Consider the following 18,928-nt stretch of genomic DNA (forward strand, 5'->3'; position numbering starts at 1 on the left):
GCCTCAAACACGGCAAGGGATCGCGCCCCGGGGGATTATCGCGGCATACTGTGCCAACACAGTCGTCGTTGAAGGAATATGTATGCAGTTGGACCCCGCGAGCGGTTGGATTCAGGGTGTGCATGTCTGCCCCTCACCCAACTTCAATGCGCGCCCCACAGGCGAAGTTTCCCTGCTGGTGATCCACAACATCAGCCTGCCGCCGGCGCAGTTCGCCACCGGCAAGGTGCAGGAGTTTTTCCAGAATCGTCTGGATGTCACCGAACATCCCTATTTTGTAGGGATCGCGGACTTACGGGTGTCCGCGCACTTTCTGATCGAGCGTGACGGTACCGTCACCCAGTTCGTTTCATGCCTTGAGCGTGCGTGGCATGCTGGTGTTTCGAGCTTCGAGGGGCGGGAAACCTGTAACGATTTTTCCGTGGGCATCGAGCTGGAAGGTACGGATGATCTGCCGTTCACCGATGCGCAGTACAGCGCATTGACAGCCCTGACCCGCCAGTTGCAGCAGGCGTTCACGGCAATCACCACAGAGCGCATCTGCGGGCACAGCGACATTGCACCGGGGCGCAAAACCGATCCAGGGCCGGCGTTCGACTGGGCACGCTATCGTGCCGCCCTGGCACAAGAGGAAGGACGATGAGTTTTCTGGTGTTGCTGTTGGCGGTGTGGATCGAGAAGTTCTCGGCCTTGCGTCATCGGGTTCAGCGTGACAATGGCTGGACACACGAGCTGAACAAGCTTGAGGCCAGCGCGCGACTTACGGACCGACCATGGCTGGTGTTGTCGCTACTGGTCTTATTGCCGGTGGCGTTGCTGGGTCTGCTGCTGGTCGTCATCGAGCCGGTGGCCTACGGGTTGCTGGCGTTACCGATTCATTTGCTGGTGGTGATTTACAGCCTGGGGCGCGGTGATCTGCTGGGCGATCTCGGGCCGTTCCGCGATGCCTGGCGTCGGGAGGACCTGCAAGCAGCAGCCCATGTCGCCAAGCGCGATCTGGATATTTGCGCCGACAGTGGCGAGCAACTGCTGGAACAGGTCGAAGGGCATTTGCTGTGGGAGGCCTACCATAGTTTTTTTGCGGTGATTTTCTGGTACTTCCTGCTGGGTCCGGTCGCGGCGCTGAGCTATCGGCTGCTGGCGCTGGCCGAAGAACACGGGAAAAACCCGGGGGTGGTCGAACGCGCCGGGCAACTGCGTCACGCCTTCGACTGGGTGCCGGTGCGTCTGCTGGCAGCGAGCCTGGCGTTGGTCGGCAATTTTGTCGCGGTCAGTCGGGTCATGCTGCATGAGCTGCTGAACTGGAACATCAGTGCCGCGCAATTGATCGTGAAAGTCGGGCTGGTGGCCGGTGAAATTCCGGCGCCGGTGGCCGGCGCAGAAGGTATCAACAATCTGGACCGCATCTGGGCGCTGCTGCTGCGTGCGGCGGTGCTCTGGTATGCCGGGTTTGCGTTGTGGACGGTCCTGCATTAGTCCAGCAGTTAATGCCCTCGCCACAGGGCGATCACTTGTCCGAAGTGCTTCGCCCTGTCGTTAACCTTAAGTTACAAAACCCCCTGCCGATTTAAGTTATACAGAGATAGCGCCGAATAGTGGCTATCTGCTTTCTGTCTGCGCCTGCCAATAAAAAAATAAGAAATTGAAGGGAGACATCCAGTGAAGAGCTTGCTCTATCCCGCTGTCGCACTGATGAACCGCCTGAGCTTCGGCATGAAGTTCAGCCTGATCAGCGTACTGTTCCTGGTGCCGATGCTGGTGACCAACTTCTATCTGGTGCGTGACTCCTACCGCGAATTCCAGGGCACGCGCATCGAACTGCAAAGTCTCGACCTGTTGGGCGGCAGCCTGACGCTGCGGCGCGATCTGGAAACCCTGAACAACCTGGTGCAGATCAATGTCAGCCTCGGCCAATCCGGCAAGGCCGGCAATGTCGAATTGAAAATCAGCGCCCTCGAGCAGAATATTCTGACTCGCCTGCAAGAGCTGACGGCGATGACCAGCGACCCGGAGCAGGTCGCGGTGTTTGATGGCAAACGTGACGAAATGATCGCCGCGTTCAAGGCCCAGCAAACGGAAAACTCCCTGCAAAGCAAAAGTGCCTTGATCGGCAAGCTGGTGGGCAGCGCGCAGATTTTCAGCCAGCTCATCACCAGCCAGTCCGGCCTCAGTCGCGACAACCAGAACGACATGCGTCAGTTGAGCGAGCTCGTCACCCTCGTCACGCCACGGGTCACCCAGATCCTGGGCGAAGGTCGGGCAATGGGGTCTTATTCGTTGGGGCAGGGATTCATCAACTCGGCTTCGAGTACCCGTTTCGATGAATTGCTGGCGCAGATTGAAAAGCTCCAGGCTGAGTATGGCCTGAAGCTGCAGGATGCTTTGGGCTCCAGCAATGCCGCGCGCGATACCCTGGCCGCTCAGGCCGATAGCAGCCGGGCATCCTTGAAGAAAGCCAGCGAGCTGTTCGAAGAACAAGTGGTCATGGCCGACACTCTCGATGCGCCGTGGCAGGGCTTTTACGATCAGGTCAGCGCCCTGATGGACCAGACCTACCAACTCAACGAAGCGACCCTGAAGTATCTGGGCCCACAGTTGCAGCAACGCCTGGACCAGAACCGCACGCACATGGTCTTGCAGGCCGTGGCGCTGTCAGTCGTGTTTGTGTTGATCTTTTATCTCTACGGCGCGTTCTATGCCTCGACCCGCACCACGCTCAAGCGCCTGGGGGCGGTGATGGACAAGGTGGCGGCCGGCGACATGACCGTGACCTTCAGCGCCCACAGCCGCGATGAACTGGGGGAGCTTGGCGAGGTGTTCAACGGCACGGTGAAGAAAATCCATGACCTGATCGAACAGGTGGGGCAGACCGTCAGCGAAGTCGAGCGTCAGGCCGGGCAAGTGGAAAGCGTTTCCGCGCAAAGCAACCAGGCCGTCGCCGGGCAGCGCACGCAGATCGAACAAGTGGCCACGGCCATGAATCAGATGTCGGCCACTTCCCAGGAGGTCGCGCGCAGTGCCGCCGCGGCGGTGAGCAGTGCCCACAGTGTCAACGATGAGACCATCAGTGGCCGCAGCCTTGTGGCGTCGCAACAAGGCAGCATTGCCGCGCTGGCCAGCGAGATCGATCAATCGGTACTGGTAATCAACCAACTGGCCAGCGACAGCCAGTCCATCAGCCGTGTGCTCGAAGTGATCAAGAGCATCGCCGAGCAGACCAACCTGCTGGCGCTCAATGCCGCCATCGAGGCAGCACGGGCCGGTGAACAGGGACGTGGTTTCGCGGTGGTAGCCGATGAAGTCCGGACCTTGGCCAAACGAACCCAGCAATCGACCGAAGAAATCGAGCAAATGATCGCCAGGCTCCATGGTGGTGTCGGCGCGGCGGTCAAGGCCATGGGCACCAGCCATGAAATGGCCAGCGGCACGGTGGGGCAGTCGGAGAAGGTCCAGCGGGCGCTGGAGAATATCCTGGGAGCGGTCGGCATGATCGTCGACCAGAACCAGCAGATTGCCGCCGCCGTGGAGCAACAAACCGCCGTGGCCCACGACATCGACCAGAACATCGTCGAGATCAATCGCGCCGGAGAGCGCACCGCTGAAGGTGCGCATCAGACCGAAGATGCCAGCCGGGCGTTGTCGGTCCAGGTCGTGGAGTTGAAGCAGTTGATCAGTGCATTCAGGGTCTGAAAGTCTCCTCGGGACCCTGTGGGAGCGAGCTTTCAGTCACATTGATGTTGAATGTGCCGCCGTCTTCGCGGGCAAACCCGCTCCCACAGGTTTAGTGAGCTGTCGGAATGTTTTGTAATACTTTTCCCCTTGCTGGGTGGGAGTCCTCCTGATTTTCTCCGTGCGCTGGTTTTTGGATTTCAATCAGGGAAGATTTACGCGGCTTACCACAAGGAGGAAAACCGGCTATGTCTGTTGCAACAATAGGAGTCCAGGGGCGCTGTGCGCATTGTCAGCGCACATTGCCGCTGCAACCCTGGCAGCTCAACGCCATTGCGATCAATGAAGCGTTTGCCTGTGCCCACTGCCAGAAACACCTTCAGTTACGTTGTCCGGAACAGATCAGGCGCTTCAAGTCCCTCGACTCTTTTTCACTGTTGCGCGCCAGCCTGCGGGTGATGGTCTGCACTGCCTTGCTGGTGGCGTTGGTGATGGAGTGGGTGGGAATGCTCAGCGTCATCGAACAGCTGAATGCTTCGCTGATCGTCTTGTTCGTGTATTTCGCGGTGGTCCGTTACTTCCGCCGGCGCCAGCACCTGACGCTGATCCTGGAAGCCGCAAGGGCTCACGCCGACTGATTACCAGCCGAACACTTCGCAGCTGTTGGCGGTGCTGGCCGCCGCCAGTTGTTCCGGGGTGATCGCCATCCATTGCGCCAGTGCCGCGCAGATTGCCGGCAAGTGTGCCGGGCTGTTGCGCTGGCCCGGGAACATGGCTGGGGCCATGTCCGGCGAGTCGGTTTCCAGCACCACCGAATCCAGCGGCAACTCGGCCAGCACGCGGTGCATGCGCAGCGCCTGCGGCCAGGTCGGGGCGCCACCAAGGCCGAGTTTGAAACCGAGCTTGATGTATTCCCGCGCTTCTTCCTGGCTGCCGGCGAAGGCGTGGATGATGCCGGCCCGTTTCAGGCGAAAGCGTTTGAGCGTGGCAATCACCGCCGCATGGCTACGCCGCACATGGATCAATGCCGGAAGATTGAAATCTACCGCCAGTTGCAATTGTGCCTCGAACAACGCCTGCTGGCGGTCGCGGTCCAGGGTTTCGATGAAGTAGTCCAGACCGATCTCGCCGACCGCGCACAGTTGCCGATGGCCAGCCAGACGGGTCAGCCAGTCACCGAGCTCGCTCAGGTGTTGCGGGCGATGATCGTCCAGATACACCGGGTGTAGCCCGAATGCGGCGTGCAGGTCGGGATCACTCTGCACCAGCTCCCAGACCCGCTGCCAATTGGCCTGATAAACCCCCAGCACCACGATCCGCCGCACCCCGAGGGCGCGACTGTCGGCCAGCAGTGCCTGGCGGTCGGCGTCGAAGTCCGGAAAATCCAGATGGGTGTGGGTGTCGATCAGCTCCACGGCTCATTCCTGGCGAATACGCTGCTTGAACGTGCGCGCGATGGCTTGCACGCCGGGGCGGTAATCCGACTGCTCGATGGCTGCCAAGGCCAGCGCGAGGGCCTTGTCGGCGATCAACTGGTGTTGCTGGGCCATGGCGTTGACCGGCAGCGGCAAGAAGTCCAGTAATTGGGTGTCACCGAATGTGCCGAGGCGCAGCGGGCGGTTTTTCAGCGGGAAGTCGTGCAACGCATCGAACACGCCCTGAAGCAGTACGTAGGATGTGGTCACCAGGGCATCGGGCAAATGGCCCAGGCGCTGCAGCAACTCTTCCATCAATTGTTTGCCGCACTCGCGGCTGAAGGACTCACCTTCTTCGATCAGCACCTCACCATTGAACCCGGCGAGCGCCTCTTTGAAGCCGGCGGAACGTTCCTGGCTGATGCTCAGCTCCGGGCGGGCGCCGATCAGCGCGATCTGTTTGGGCAAGGGATCGAGCAGGCTGCGGGTCAGTTGCAGGCTGGCCTCGCGGTCGTCGCTGATCACCGAACAGAAATGCTCGGGTTCCATGACCCGGTCGATGGCGATGATCGGAATGCCCTTGGCCTGCAATTGGCGATAGCTATCGTCGCCGGCTGGCAGGCAACTGGCAACGATCAGTGCGTCGCAGCGCCGGGCGCGGAACAGTTGCAGTAATTGCCGTTCGCTGTCCGGGGCATCGTCGGAACTGGCGATCAGCAGTTGATAACCCCGGGCTCGCGCACCTTGCTCCAGCAATTTGGCGATTCGCGCGTAACTGGGGTTTTCCAGATCCGGCAGAATGAAGCCCAATGTGCGGGTGTGCCGGCTGCGCAAACCGGCGGCCTGTGGGTTAGGCGTGAAGCCATGTTGTTCGACGACCGCGCGCACGCGTTCGACGGTAGCGCTGCTGATGCGCTGTTGTTCGGCCTTGCCATTGATGACATAGCTGGCGGTGGTGACGGACACACCGGCCAACTGGGCGATATCACTGAGTTTCAACCCGCTGTTTCCTTGTTTTTTCGAGATTGCCTCGACATTTTCGTCAATCCTACCCGATTCAGGCAGGCGACCATTGTCGCAACGCATCCGACAAGTTGGGCTTCAAGGATGGGACATTATCGAGTAACGTGCCATCCATTCTAGATTAAACGTTTCAGCAGGCGTATTTTCTACGTTATAGGCGCCTTTGGCCGGTTCTGCCATGAAACCGCCAAAAGTGACGACCAAGCGCCTAAGCTGGCTCATTCAAAACAATACCTGGCGCCCCAAGGCGCCAAAAAGGAGAAAGCATGCTCGAGCTCACTGTAGAGCAGATTTCCATGGGCCAGTCGGCCGTGGATAAGTCCGCAGCGCTGCAATTGTTGGCCCGGCATCTGGTCGCCGACGGCCTGGTTGCCGAGGGTTATCTCGCCGGTTTGCAGGCGCGAGAGGCCCAGGGCTCGACCTTTCTCGGTCAAGGTATCGCCATCCCCCACGGTACGCCTGAAACCCGCGAGCTGGTGTTCACCACTGGTGTGCGCCTGATGCAGTTCCCCGATGGCGTGGACTGGGGCGACGGCCATGTCGTTTACCTGGCGATCGGTATCGCTGCCAAATCCGATGAACATCTGCGCCTGTTGCAATTGCTGACTCGCGCCCTAGGCGAGACGGATCTGGGCCAGGCCCTGCGCCGCGCCGGTTCCGCCGAAGCGTTGCTGAAGTTGCTGCAAGGCGCGCCGCAGGAGCTGGCGCTGGATGCGCAGATGATCGGCCTTGGTGTGGCGGCCGAAGATTTCGAAGAGTTGGTCTGGCGCGGCGCACGTTTGTTGCGGCAGGCCGACTGTGTGAGCAATGGTTTCTCCGCCGTACTGCAGCAGGTTGAAGCGCTGCCACTGGGCGATGGCCTGTGGTGGCTGCACAGCGAGCAAACGGTGAAACGCCCCGGCCTGGCCTTCGTCACCCCGGACAAACCGCTGCGCTATCTCGGCCAGCCACTCAATGGACTGTTCTGCCTGGCCAGCCTCGGAGAGGCCCATCAAGCCCTGCTCGAACGCCTGTGCGCGTTGTTGATCGAAGGGCGTGGCCATGAGTTGGGGCGCGCCACCAGCAGCCGCAAGGTCCTCGAAGTGCTCGGTGGTGAAGTGCCCGCCGACTGGCCCAGCGCGCGAATTGCGTTGGCCAACGCCCACGGTTTGCATGCGCGGCCGGCGAAAATCCTCGCGCAACTGGCAAAGAGTTTTGAAGGCGAAATCCGCGTGCGCATTGTCGATGGTCACGACAGCGCGGTGTCGGTAAAGAGCTTGAGCAAGTTGCTCAGCCTCGGCGCCCGTCGGGGGCAGGTTCTGGAAATCATCGCCGAGCCGGGCATTGCGGCCGATGCGTTGCCGGCCTTGTTGGCCGCCATCGAAGAAGGCCTCGGTGAGGAAGTCGAGCCGCTGCCGCCGGTCAGCCAGGCCCACGAAGTCGTTGCCGATGTGGCTGAAGTGGTCCTCGCCCCGCTATCGGGTAGTGTGGTTCAGGCCATTGCCGCAGCTCCGGGAATCGCCATCGGCCCGGCGCATATTCAAGTGCTGCAAACCATCGATTACCCGTTGCGCGGCGAGTCCGCCGGCATCGAGCGTGAACGCCTCCAGCACGCCCTGGCGCAGGTACGCCGTGACATCCAGGGCCTGATCGAGCGCAGCAAGAGCAAAGCCATTCGCGAAATCTTCATCACCCACCAAGAGATGCTCGACGACCCGGAGCTGACCGATGAGGTCGATACGCGCCTCAGGCAGGGCGAAAGCGCCGAAGCGGCGTGGATGGCCGTGATTGAAGCGGCGGCCCGGCAGCAGGAAGCGTTGCAGGATGCCTTGCTCGCCGAGCGCGCCGCCGACTTGCGCGACATCGGGCGTCGGGTGTTGATGCAGCTCAGTGGCATCGAAACCCCGAGCGAACCGGATCAACCGTACATTCTGGTGATGGACGAGGTCGGCCCGTCCGACGTCGCACGTCTCGACCCGGCTCGCGTGGCGGGGATTCTCACTGCCCGGGGTGGCGCTACGGCGCACAGTGCGATTGTCGCCCGGGCCCTGGGCATTCCGGCACTGGTCGGCGCCGGCCCCGGCGTGTTGCTGCTGGCGCCGGGTACGCCGTTGCTGCTCGATGGTCAGCGTGGTCGTCTGCATGTGGACGCTGACGCGGCGACCTTGCAACGCGCCACGGCCGAACGCGATACCCGCGAGCAACGCTTGAAGGCGGCTGCTGAACTGCGCCATCAACCGGCATCGACCACCGATGGCCACGCCGTCGAAGTGTTCGCCAACCTCGGTGAAAGCGCCGGTGTGGCTGGCGCGGTGGAGCAGGGCGCCGAAGGCGTCGGCCTGTTGCGCACCGAACTGATTTTCATGGCCCACCCGCAAGCGCCCGACGAGGCGACCCAGGAAGCCGAGTACCGCCGCGTCCTCGACGGTCTGGCGGGGCGGCCGCTGGTGGTGCGCACCCTCGATGTCGGTGGCGACAAACCGCTGCCGTACTGGCCGATTGCGAAGGAAGAAAACCCGTTCCTCGGCGTGCGCGGCATACGCCTGACCTTGCAGCGCCCGCAGATCATGGAAGCGCAACTGCGCGCCTTGCTGCGGGCGGCCGACAACCGGCCGCTGCGGATCATGTTCCCGATGGTGGGCAGCGTCGACGAGTGGCGCCAGGCTCGTGACATGACCGAGCGCCTGCGTGTGGAAATCCCGGTCGCCGACCTGCAACTGGGGATCATGATCGAGGTGCCATCGGCGGCATTGCTGGCGCCGGTACTGGCCAAAGAGGTCGACTTTTTCAGCGTCGGTACCAACGACCTGACCCAATACACGCTGGCCATCGACCGTGGCCATCCGACGCTGTCGGCCCAGGCCGACGGCTTGCATCCGGCGGTGCTGCAACTGATCGACATCACCGTTCGCGCGGCCCATGCTCATGGTAAATGGGTCGGTGTGTGCGGCGAGCTGGCGGCCGATCCGCTGGCGGTGCCGGTGCTGGTCGGCCTCGGGGTGGATGAGCTCAGCGTCGGTGCTCGCAGCATTGCCGAAGTCAAGGCGCGGATTCGCGAACTGGGCTTCACTCAGACTCAAACCCTTGCCCGACAGGCCCTGGCCGTGGGCAGCGCCAATGAAGTGCGCGCATTAGTGGAGGCCCTGTAATGGCCCGGATTCTCACCCTGACACTCAACCCCGCGCTGGACCTGACCGTCCAGTTGCCGCGCCTTGGAGCCGGCCAGGTCAACCGCAGCGATGTGATGCACACCCACGCCGCCGGCAAAGGCGTAAACGTGGCACAAGTGCTGGCGGACCTTGGGCATCAGCTGACCGTCAGTGGATTTCTTGGCGAAGACAACCTGCAAGCGTTCGAAACATTGTTCGCCAAGCGCGGTTTTGTCGATGCCTTCATCCGCGTTCCCGGTGAAACCCGCAGCAACATCAAACTGGCGGAAAGCGATGGGCGCATTACCGACATCAATGGGCCGGGGCCGCTGGTCAGCGAAGCGGCGCAGCAGGCCTTGATGGATCGACTGGAGCAGATTGCCCCGGGGCACGATGCGGTGGTGGTCGCCGGCAGTTTGCCCCTGGGCGTTAGCGCGCAGTGGTTGCAGGCGTTGATCCAGCGTTTGAAAAGCCTGGGTCTGCGCGTTGCCCTCGACACCAGCGGCGATGCGTTGCGTACAGCGCTGAAAGCGGGACCCTGGCTGATCAAACCCAACACTGAAGAGCTGGCCGAAGTGCTGGACTGCGAGGTTGTGTCGGTCAGTGCCCAGGCCCTAGCGGCGGAGCGTTTGCACGCCCAGGGCATCGAGCATGTGGTGATTTCCCACGGTGCCGATGGTGTGAACTGGTTCAGCGTCGGTTCGGCACTGCATGCCACTCCGCCCAAGGTCAGCGTCGCCAGTACGGTGGGCGCGGGCGACTCATTGCTGGCGGGGATGCTCCACGGTTTGCTCAGTGCCGATACACCGGAGCAAACCTTGCGAACTGCCACGGCAATTGCCGCGATGGCAGTGACCCAGATCGGTTTCGGTATTGGCGATGCGGCGCAACTGGCGCAGCTCGAACAGGGTGTGCGCGTGCGTCCCCTGACAGAACAATAAGAGGGTTTGTCATGAAGTTAGCCATCGTTACGGCCTGCCCCAACGGCATGGTCACCAGTGTGCTGTGTGCCCGGCTGCTCGATGCCGCGGCCCAGCGTCAGGGCTGGAGCACCAGTGTCGAAGTCACCGATGCCGCGCATCCCGAAAAGCAACTGTCGGCGGCCACCCTCGATGCAGCCGAGTGGGTGCTGCTGGTGACCAGCGCACCAGTGGACATGTCGCGGTTTGTTGGCAAGCGAGTGTTCCAGAGCACCCCGGCCCAGGCCCTGCAAGACGTGGAAGCCGTGCTGCGGCGCGGTGCGCAGGAGGCTCAGGTTTATGCGGCTAACGAAGCCGTCGTAGAGCCTGTGGCGGTTACGCCAAACACGCCACGATTGGTGGCCGTCACCGCGTGCCCGACGGGCGTAGCGCACACGTTCATGGCCGCCGAGGCCTTGCAGCAAGCGTCCAAGCGCCTGGGCTATGACTTGCAGGTGGAAACCCAAGGCTCGGTCGGCGCACGCAATCCACTGAGCGCAGCGGCGATCGCCGAGGCCGATGTGGTGCTGCTGGCCGCCGATATCGAAGTCGCCACCGAGCGTTTCGCCGGCAAGAAAATCTATCGCTGTGGCACCGGCATTGCCCTCAAGCAAGCCGAAGCGACTTTGAAAAAGGCCTTGGCCGAAGGCCAGCAGGAAAGCGCTTCGAGCAGCGCCAGGAGCCCAGCCAAATCAGAGAAAACCGGCGTCTATAAACACCTGCTGACCGGCGTGTCGTTCATGCTGCCGATGGTGGTGGCCGGCGGCCTGATGATCGCCTTGTCGTTCGTGTTCGGCATCACCGCATTCAAGGAGCAGGGCACGCTGGCGGCGGCGTTGATGCAGATCGGTGGCGACAGCGCATTCAAGCTGATGGTGCCGCTGCTGGCAGGCTATATCGCCTATTCCATCGCTGACCGTCCGGGCCTCGCGCCGGGGATGATCGGCGGTCTGCTGGCGAGCACCCTGGGCGCCGGTTTCATCGGCGGGATCATTGCCGGTTTCCTTGCCGGTTATGCGGCCAAGGCGATCAACCGTTATGCGCGGTTGCCGCAAAGTCTTGAGGCGCTGAAGCCGATCCTGATCATTCCGTTGCTGGCGAGTCTGTTCACCGGTCTGGTGATGATCTATGTGGTCGGCAAACCGGTCGCCGGCATGCTCGCCGGGCTCACGCATTTCCTCGACAGCATGGGCACCACCAATGCGATTCTGCTCGGTGTGTTGCTGGGCGGCATGATGTGCGTCGACCTCGGCGGGCCGATCAACAAGGCGGCCTATGCGTTCTCGGTGGGGTTGTTGGCGTCGCAGAGTTACGCACCGATGGCGGCGACCATGGCCGCGGGCATGGTGCCGCCGATCGGCCTGGGCATCGCTACGTTCATTGCCCGACGCAAGTTCGCCCAGACCGAACGCGAAGCCGGCAAGGCAGCACTGGTGCTGGGGCTGTGCTTCATCTCCGAAGGGGCGATTCCGTTTGCGGCGAAAGACCCGCTGCGGGTGATTCCGGCGAGCATCGCCGGCGGTGCGCTGACCGGTGCGTTGTCGATGTATTTCGGCTGCAAACTGATGGCGCCCCACGGTGGGTTGTTCGTGCTGGCGATCCCGAATGCGATCAACCATGCGCTGCTTTACTTGTTGGCGATTGTGGCGGGGAGCCTGTTGACGGCGGTGGTGTATGCGCTGGTGAAACGGCCGGAGGTGGTGGAGATGGCGGTAGAACCCGTCACCGCCTGACACTTGCCCCAGCTCCTGTGGGGGCGAGCCTGCTCGCGATGACGGATTCACACTCAACAAATTTGTTGGCTGAACGACCGCTATCGCCAGCAAGCTCGCTCCCACAGGGATCTTTAGCACTGGGAAGATCTGTGTCATGCCAGGGTCATAGGTCCATGCTTTAGTTTTTCCTTTTTCAGGGAGAACACCATGAGCGATTTCAACCTCGGGCGTCGTCGTGTCATGCAAGCGGTCGGCGCCGGGCTGTTGTTGCCGGGGCTGGCGCCGGCAGTGATCGCTTCGGTCAAGGATCGGCCGCAACTCACCGACGGCGTGCAGTCCGGCGACCTGCTGGGTGACCGGGCAATCATCTGGAGCCGCTGCGATTGTCCCGCCCGGATGGTGGTGGAGTGGGACACCCGCAGTCTGTTTTCCAACCCTCGACGATTCGTCTCGCCCCTGGCTGATGCGCGCACTGATTTCACCGCCCGGGTCGAGCTCACCGGGCTGCCCGCCGATCAGGCGATTTTCTACCGTGTGCAGTTTGAAGACGCCCAGAGTGGTGTCGCCAGCGAGCCTTGGTTCGGTCACTTGCGCAGCGTGCCGCAGACCCGGCGCGACATCCGTTTTGTCTGGAGCGGCGACACCGTCGGCCAGGGCTTCGGCATCAACCCGGACATTGGCGGCATGCGCATCTACGAAGCAATGCGCCTGCGTCTGCCGGATTTCTTTATCCACAGCGGCGACACCATTTACGCCGACGGCCCGATCCCGGCACAGCTCACCACAGAAGGTGGCCGGGTGTGGCGCAACATCACCACCGAGGCCAAGAGCAAAGTCGCCGAAACCCTCGATGAGTACCGCGGCAATTACCGCTACAACCTGATGGACGAAAACATCCGTCGCTTCAACGCCGAGGTCCCGCAGATCTGGCAGTGGGACGACCACGAAGTGGTGAACAACTGGTCGCCGGGCAAGCAGCTGGATGCGCGTTACCAGGACAAAGATATCCACAGCCTGGTGGGCCGCGCACGCCAAGCCTGGCTCGAATACGCGCCGATGCGCTTGCAGAGCGGCGATGGCGGTGGGCGGATCTATCGCAAGCTTGGTTACGGGCCGCTGCTCGATGTTTTCGTGCTGGACATGCGCAGTTATCGCGGGGCCAACGATGACAATCTGGGCGCTGAAAAACCCTTCCTCGGTCGTGAGCAACTGGACTGGCTCAAGCGCGAAATGCAGGCCTCGAACGCGCAATGGAAGGTGATCGCCGCCGACATGCCCATTGGCCTCGGCGTGCCCGACGGCGAGGTCAGCCCCGGTGTCGCGCGCTGGGAAGCCGTGGCCAACGGTGACCCTGGCCCGGCCCAGGGCCGCGAACTGGAAATCGCCGAGTTGCTCGGTTTCCTGCGGGCGCAGCAGGTGCGCAATTTCCTGTTCCTGACCGCGGATGTGCATTATTGCGCGGCCCATCATTACCATCCGGACCGGGCGGCGTTTCAGGATTTCGAACCGTTCTGGGAGTTCGTTGCCGGGCCGCTGAATGCCGGTAGCTTCGGACCTAATCCGCTGGATAAAACCTTCGGCCCTGAAGTGGTGTTCGAGAAGGCGCCGCCCGCGCAGAACGTCTCGCCGTTTGCCGGGTTTCAGTTTTTTGGCGAGGTGAATATCGATGGGCAGAGCGGGGAGTTGAGCGTGGTGTTGCGGGATCTGGACGGGGTGTCGGTGTTTGAGCAGAAGTTGCAGCCGGTTTGATTGACTCTGGGTCCCTGTAGGAGCGAGCAAGCTCGCTCCTACAGGGAAATCATTGGGTCAGTACACGTCGCGGCGGTAGCGGCCCTGTTCGATCAGGCGCTCCACTTCGGCAGTGCCCAACACTTCGTTGAGCACCTGGTCCACGCCTGAAGCCATGCCTTGGAGGCTGCCGCAGATGTAGATCACTGCACCGTCGGCCAGCCAGCTCTTGAGCTTGGCCGCGGATTCACGCAGACGGTCCTGTACGTAAATCTTTTCGGCCTGGTCGCGGGAAAACGCCAGGTCGAGGCGCGCCAGATCACCGTTGATCAGCCACTCCTCCAGCTCCTTTCGACACAGGTAGTCGTGCTCGCGATGGCGCTCGCCAAACAGCAGCCACTGGCGTTGCTGACCATCGGTAATCCGGGCCTTGAGCAGGCTGCGCAACCCGGCCAGCCCCGTGCCATTGCCCAGCAGGATCATCGGCACCGGTTGCGCCGGCAGATGGAAACTACTGTTACGCCGCACGCGCAGGCTGATGGAACTGCCCACAGGCGCGTGTTCGGTCAACCAGCCGGAACCGACGCCGAGGTTGCCGTCGGCATGCACTTCCTGGCGCACGATCAGTTCGAGCATGCCATCGGCCGGGATCGACGCAATGGAATACTCGCGCATGGCCAGCGGCACGAGGGCCTCTGCCAGCGCCTGCGCGTGCAGGCCGACCAGATGGGCGCGGTTCTCCGGCAACTGGCGGCTGGCCAGGGCCTGTTCGAGGGTTTCTTCCAGGCCGTTGAGTTGCACCTTGGATTCACCGTGAATCCCCATGCCGTCGAGGAAGTGCTCGATGGCCCACCGGCAATTGCGCGGCAACACTTCCACCAGATCACCGGCCAGCCAGCTGCTTTTGGAAGGAGGCTTGAGGCCCAACAAGTACACCGGCGCACCACTGCTGTCCGGGTTGAGCAGTTCACGACGCAGCAGGGTCCAGTTGTCGTAGCTGGGCGCTTGCCAGGTATCCACGGGGGCCTGGCCGGTCAACAGGCCCAGTTGCTGTTGCCAGTGACGCAAGGCGTAAGGGTCACCGCTGTCGACCTCCACGGGGGCGAACAGGGTCTGTGCGCCATGTTCGCCCAACCAGGCGTGCAGGCGTTTGGCGAAACCGCAGAAGTGTTGGTACTGCCGGTCGCCCAGTCCCAGGACGGCGTAATTCAAGCGTCCCAGGCTCGGTGCCCGGCCGAGTACCTTGCGCTCGAACCCGCGGGCGCTGTCCGGTGCTTCGCCGTCGCCGAAGGTGCTGACTACGAACAAGGCATTGTTCGATTCATGCAAGTCCTGCTCGCTGACGTCGGCCAACGGTTGCACTTTTACCGGCAAGCCTGCGGCCTGCAATTGCCCAGCGGTTTGCCATGCCAGCTGCTCGGCAAAACCACTTTGGCTGGCGAAGCCGATCAGCCACGCCGGCGCATCGCTGGCGGTTTGCACGAGGTCTTTGCGCGCATCCTTGATCTGGCGTTTTTTGCGGCGACGATCCAGGTACAGCATCCAGCCGGTGACGAAGAACAGCGGCATGCTCAGCGCGGTGAGGGTCAGGATGATCCGTCCGACGATGCCGAAGTAACTGCCGACGTGCAGCGCATAGATGCTGGTCAGCAGTTGCGCCTTGAGGCTCTTGTCGCTGTAGCGATCAACCCGTTTGACCACGCCGGTGGCCGGGTCGAGGGTGATCTGGTTCAGGGCGCGGTCGTGGGGTGAGGTTTTCAACAGGAAGTAAACGGTCGCTGGTTGGCCGGCCACGGGCGGCATGCGCACGTTATAGGAACTGAGTTGCGGACCGGCCGCGCTGTAGATGCTGCTCCACATGGCCGCGTAATCGGCTGTCGGTGCCGGACCTTCCGGCGCCGGGCCACGTCCGCCGCGAACACGCTCGTTCTGCGGTGAGTCGGAGAGCAATCGGGTCAGGCCCTTGTTGTACCACTCGTAGGACCAGGACAACCCGGTCAGTGCCGCCAGGAGGTAAAACACCAGGCACCAGGTGCCGGCCACCGAGTGCAGGTCCCAGTTGAAGCTGCGGCCCTTTTTCTTCCAGTCCAGGGTCAACCAGGCGCGCCAGCTTTTCCACTGACGAGGCCAGCGCAGGTACAGGCCGGACAGGCAGAAGAACACCAGAATCAGCGTGCATGCGCCGGTGATCTGCCGACCCGTGTCGCCCATGGCGAGGAAACGGTGCAATTGCAGCATCAGGCCGAAGAAGTCCTGGCCGGCGGCGTCGCCGAGGAATTCGGCCGTGTAGGGGTCGAAGTAGCGCATCTCGCCACGGCGTTCACCCGGTGGCGGGGTGAACCACACTTTGGCTGCGTTGCCGCTGTCGGTTTCCACCGTGAGCATCGAGACTTTTTTACCCGACGCGGCTTCGATGTGCTCCACCAGTTCGGCGGGCGGCAGCACCCCGGCGACCTGTTTCTCGACCTGCAACACGGAAGGGTTGAGCACACTCAGGATTTCATCCTGAAACGACACCGTCGCCCCGGTGATGCCCATCAAGGCCAGGACCAACCCGGCGCTGATGCCGAAAAACCAGTGCAACTGGAACAGGGTTTTCTTCAACACGTCGCTCGCCTTGTTCGTTCAAATTGATTCATCACGGCGCGCATTATGCCGTGGGGTTGTCGAGAAGCATTCTTTTTTACGCGCAAAGGCCCCGTTCACGGTATGAACGGGGCCTGGTCTGATTTCAGCCTTCACCCTCTCCTGTGGGATTGCAGTGTGAGTGGCAATCAGAAGTGGAAGTTGGTGCTCAGCAAAGCGGTACGACCGGCCGCCTGGTTGGCGAAGTGAGTCGAGAACGCCTTGTCGTAGTAGGTTTCGTCGGTCAGGTTCTGCACGTTCAGTTGCAGGTCGACGTTTTTGCTCAGCTTGTAGGCGGCCATCGCGTCGTAACGAACGTAGGAATCAACCATGGTGGTGTTGGCTACGTTGCCGAATACGTCATCGACATAGAACGCACCGCCACCGATGGTCAGCCTTGGTGTGACCTGATAGGTCGTCCACAGGCTGGCGCTGTTTTTCGGCGTATTAGGCAGTTCGTTGCCGTTGTTGGCTTTGTTTGCCGGCAGGTCACCACCATCGACTTGCTCGCTGTCCATGTAGGCGTAACCGGCGAACACTTGCCATTTGTCGGTGAGCTTGCCGCTGGCTGACAGTTCGATACCTTGAACGCGGGTTTTGCCGACGTTTTCATACGTGGTGGTATTGGTTTGCACACGAGCGTTGTCTTTCTCGGTGCGGAAGATATCGGCGGTCAACGACAAGCGATTGTTCAGCAGATCCCACTTGGTACCGATTTCGTAGTTCTTGGTGGTTTCCGGCTCCATGTCGCTTTTGAGCAGGTTGCCGTTGCGATCCGGAGTGCCACCCAACGGGTTGCCTTCCGAACCTTCGCCCAGGGTGTTGCCCGGCGGAGTGGCAGACGTCGCGTAGGAGGCATAGATGCTGCCGTTTTCCGCTGGTTTGTACACCACACCGAACTGACCGGTGACGAATTCGCTGGTGTCATCGCCCTTGGACGTGGTCACGCTGGAACCGTTGAAGGTTTTGTATTCGGTATCGAAATGGTCATAACGCAAGCCCATGTTCACCAGCCACTGCTCGGACAACGTTAGGGTGTCGAACACATACAGCGCATAGGTGTCGGCCTTGGTGTCGGTACCCGCGTAGTTACGCGAGATGGCGCCGTTCCATGGATCATTCGGGTTCGGGTTGGACAGCGAGGTGCAGTTGTAGCCGCTTGGCGCGCCGATCAGTGCCGGCGAGCAGTTGGTGGTCACCGCTGCCGTTCCCGGGGTGGTGTCCGTGTTGACGTTGTACGAGGACTTTTCGCTTTCCTCGTGGGTGTATTCGACACCGGTGGAGAAGCTGTTCTTGAACCCGGCGATGTAGACATCACCAAACAGGTCGGTCTGGTTGGTGGTGGTCTCGGTGTTGCTCACGCGGGTGTTCGCCCGGCGCCAGACGCTGCCGTTGTTGACGTTGCCTTTACTGTCGTCCGGCTGGGTCAGGATGTAGTCCTGCATGCTGGTGCCGTGACGCAGGGTGTTCTTGATGGTCAGCGAGTCGCTCAGGTCGTGCTCGATGGCGAAGGTCGCGGTGTCGGTGCGGGTCTTGCGGAAGTCGCGATCGGTCAGACCATAGAAATTGCTGCTGTCGCCGCCGTCATTCGGCTTGTCCGGGTTGGTCTTGGTACGGGCAGTCGAGCCACCGACCGGGATGGAGTACGGAATACCCGAATCCGGCGTGTCGTTGCTTTCGAGATGGTAGTAGTCGAGGTTGACGCGAGTGTCCGTGCCCAGGCCGAAAGCCAGGGACGGTGCGATCCCCCAGCGGTCATAGTCGACACTGTCACGTCCGGCGACGTTGCTCTCGTGGCTCAGCAGGTTCAGACGGCCAGCGGCAGTGTCGGTGAACTGGTAGTTACCGTCGAAGGTGTAGCGCTGGGTCTGGTCGGAGCCCCAGGTGAAACCACCGTCGAGCGAATCGCCCAGGTGAGCTTTCTTGCTGACCAGGTTGATGCTGCCGCCCGCAGCGCCACGGCCGCCGATGGCCGAGTTCGGGCCCTTGCTGACTTCGATCGATTCAACGGCGAAGATTTCGCGGCTCTGGGAACCGGTATCGCGCACACCGTCCAGGTAGGTGTCGCCCTGGGCGTCGAAGCCGCGGATGAACGGACGGTCACCCTGGGGGTTGCCACCTTCACCGGCACCGAAGGTGATGCCTGGAACAGTACGCAATGCGTCCTGCATGTTGAGGGCGCCGGTGTCTTTGAGAACCTGTTGCGGAATGACGGTTACAGAGCGCGGCGTGTCGATCAGCGGCGCGGTGTACTTGGGCGAGGAGGCTTTCTCTACGTTGTAGGTTGTCTCGTCCTGGGCTTCGCCGGTGATGGCAGTGGCGCCCAGCGAAATCACTTTGTCCGGTGCTTTTTCGTCGGTTTTTTCCGCTGCGAAAACCATGTGGCCCGCAGAGCTGGCAGTAATCGCCATGCCAATGGCGGATGCGAGCAGACGTGGTGAGCTGACCGGTACTTGTGGTTGTTGACGCGACATTTGAATTCCCCTCCCCAAGGATTTGAGGCCGCGGAATATAGGGTAAATAGGTATTCGTAACAATTGCGAAACATTACTATTCGCACTGAATTTACAATCTTTACAATTTAACCTTACGGTTTCTGCTGACTCATTCGTCAGATGTGTTTTACACAGGCAATAAGAATCAATACCATTGGCGACCCTTTGTTT

At 61.6% G+C, this 18,928-nt stretch carries 12 protein-coding genes; 8 read left to right on the forward strand and 4 right to left on the reverse strand.

Annotated elements, in window-relative coordinates; genetic code table 11:
* The first annotated feature begins 82 nt into the window (after positions 1-82).
* The 4 genes from ampD (at position 83) to AC1D1M_RS23080 (ending at position 4,307) form a co-directional block, all read left to right on the forward strand.
* Positions 83-643: a 1,6-anhydro-N-acetylmuramyl-L-alanine amidase AmpD gene (gene ampD, locus AC1D1M_RS23065; RefSeq protein WP_477777385.1), complete on the forward strand. Its 561-nt coding sequence runs from the start codon at positions 83-85 to the stop codon at positions 641-643.
* Entirely contained in the window at positions 640-1,476 is an 837-nt protein-coding gene (gene ampE, locus AC1D1M_RS23070) for a regulatory signaling modulator protein AmpE (RefSeq protein ID WP_477777386.1), read from the forward strand. Before ampD ends, ampE begins: the two co-directional genes overlap by 4 nt.
* Positions 1,477-1,659: 183 nt before the next feature.
* Complete coding sequence (locus AC1D1M_RS23075; protein ID WP_477777387.1) at positions 1,660-3,690, forward strand: methyl-accepting chemotaxis protein; 2,031 nt, start codon at positions 1,660-1,662, stop codon at positions 3,688-3,690.
* Between the two features lie 227 nt (positions 3,691-3,917).
* Positions 3,918-4,307, forward strand: a complete 390-nt coding sequence (locus tag AC1D1M_RS23080; RefSeq protein WP_477777388.1) for a hypothetical protein — start codon at positions 3,918-3,920, stop codon at positions 4,305-4,307.
* Here AC1D1M_RS23080 and AC1D1M_RS23085 read toward each other — a convergent pair whose 3' ends face one another.
* The gene (locus tag AC1D1M_RS23085; protein WP_477777389.1) at positions 4,308-5,084 is read right to left on the reverse strand and encodes a TatD family hydrolase; all 777 of its coding nucleotides are present in this window, start codon (positions 5,082-5,084) and stop codon (positions 4,308-4,310) included.
* Between the two features lie 3 nt (positions 5,085-5,087).
* Complete coding sequence (gene cra / locus AC1D1M_RS23090; RefSeq protein ID WP_477777390.1) at positions 5,088-6,083, reverse strand: catabolite repressor/activator; 996 nt, start codon at positions 6,081-6,083, stop codon at positions 5,088-5,090.
* Between the two features lie 290 nt (positions 6,084-6,373).
* On the opposite strand from cra, the gene ptsP reads away from it, so the two are divergent.
* From ptsP to AC1D1M_RS23110, 4 genes are all read left to right on the forward strand, one after another.
* Positions 6,374-9,235, forward strand: a complete 2,862-nt coding sequence (gene ptsP, locus AC1D1M_RS23095) for a phosphoenolpyruvate--protein phosphotransferase (RefSeq protein WP_477777391.1) — start codon at positions 6,374-6,376, stop codon at positions 9,233-9,235.
* Entirely contained in the window at positions 9,235-10,176 is a 942-nt protein-coding gene (gene pfkB, locus AC1D1M_RS23100) for a 1-phosphofructokinase (protein ID WP_477777392.1), read from the forward strand. The genes ptsP and pfkB overlap by 1 nt, the downstream gene beginning before the upstream one ends.
* An 11-nt stretch (positions 10,177-10,187) precedes the next feature.
* Complete coding sequence (locus AC1D1M_RS23105) at positions 10,188-11,927, forward strand: PTS fructose-like transporter subunit IIB (RefSeq protein ID WP_477777393.1); 1,740 nt, start codon at positions 10,188-10,190, stop codon at positions 11,925-11,927.
* Positions 11,928-12,116: 189 nt separating this feature from the next.
* Positions 12,117-13,658: an alkaline phosphatase D family protein gene (locus tag AC1D1M_RS23110; RefSeq protein WP_477777394.1), complete on the forward strand. Its 1,542-nt coding sequence runs from the start codon at positions 12,117-12,119 to the stop codon at positions 13,656-13,658.
* Positions 13,659-13,715: 57 nt separating this feature from the next.
* Here the strand turns inward: AC1D1M_RS23110 and AC1D1M_RS23115 are convergent, their stop codons facing one another.
* Together AC1D1M_RS23115 and AC1D1M_RS23120 are read right to left on the reverse strand one after the other, a co-directional pair.
* A complete protein-coding gene (locus AC1D1M_RS23115) occupies positions 13,716-16,244 on the reverse strand; it encodes a PepSY domain-containing protein (protein WP_477777395.1) in 2,529 nt (842 codons plus the stop codon).
* A 167-nt stretch (positions 16,245-16,411) separates the two neighbouring features.
* Complete coding sequence (locus tag AC1D1M_RS23120) at positions 16,412-18,736, reverse strand: TonB-dependent receptor (protein ID WP_477777396.1); 2,325 nt, start codon at positions 18,734-18,736, stop codon at positions 16,412-16,414.
* Positions 18,737-18,928 lie beyond the last annotated feature (192 nt).

Source organism: Pseudomonas sp. P1_F7 (assembly GCF_056405655.1).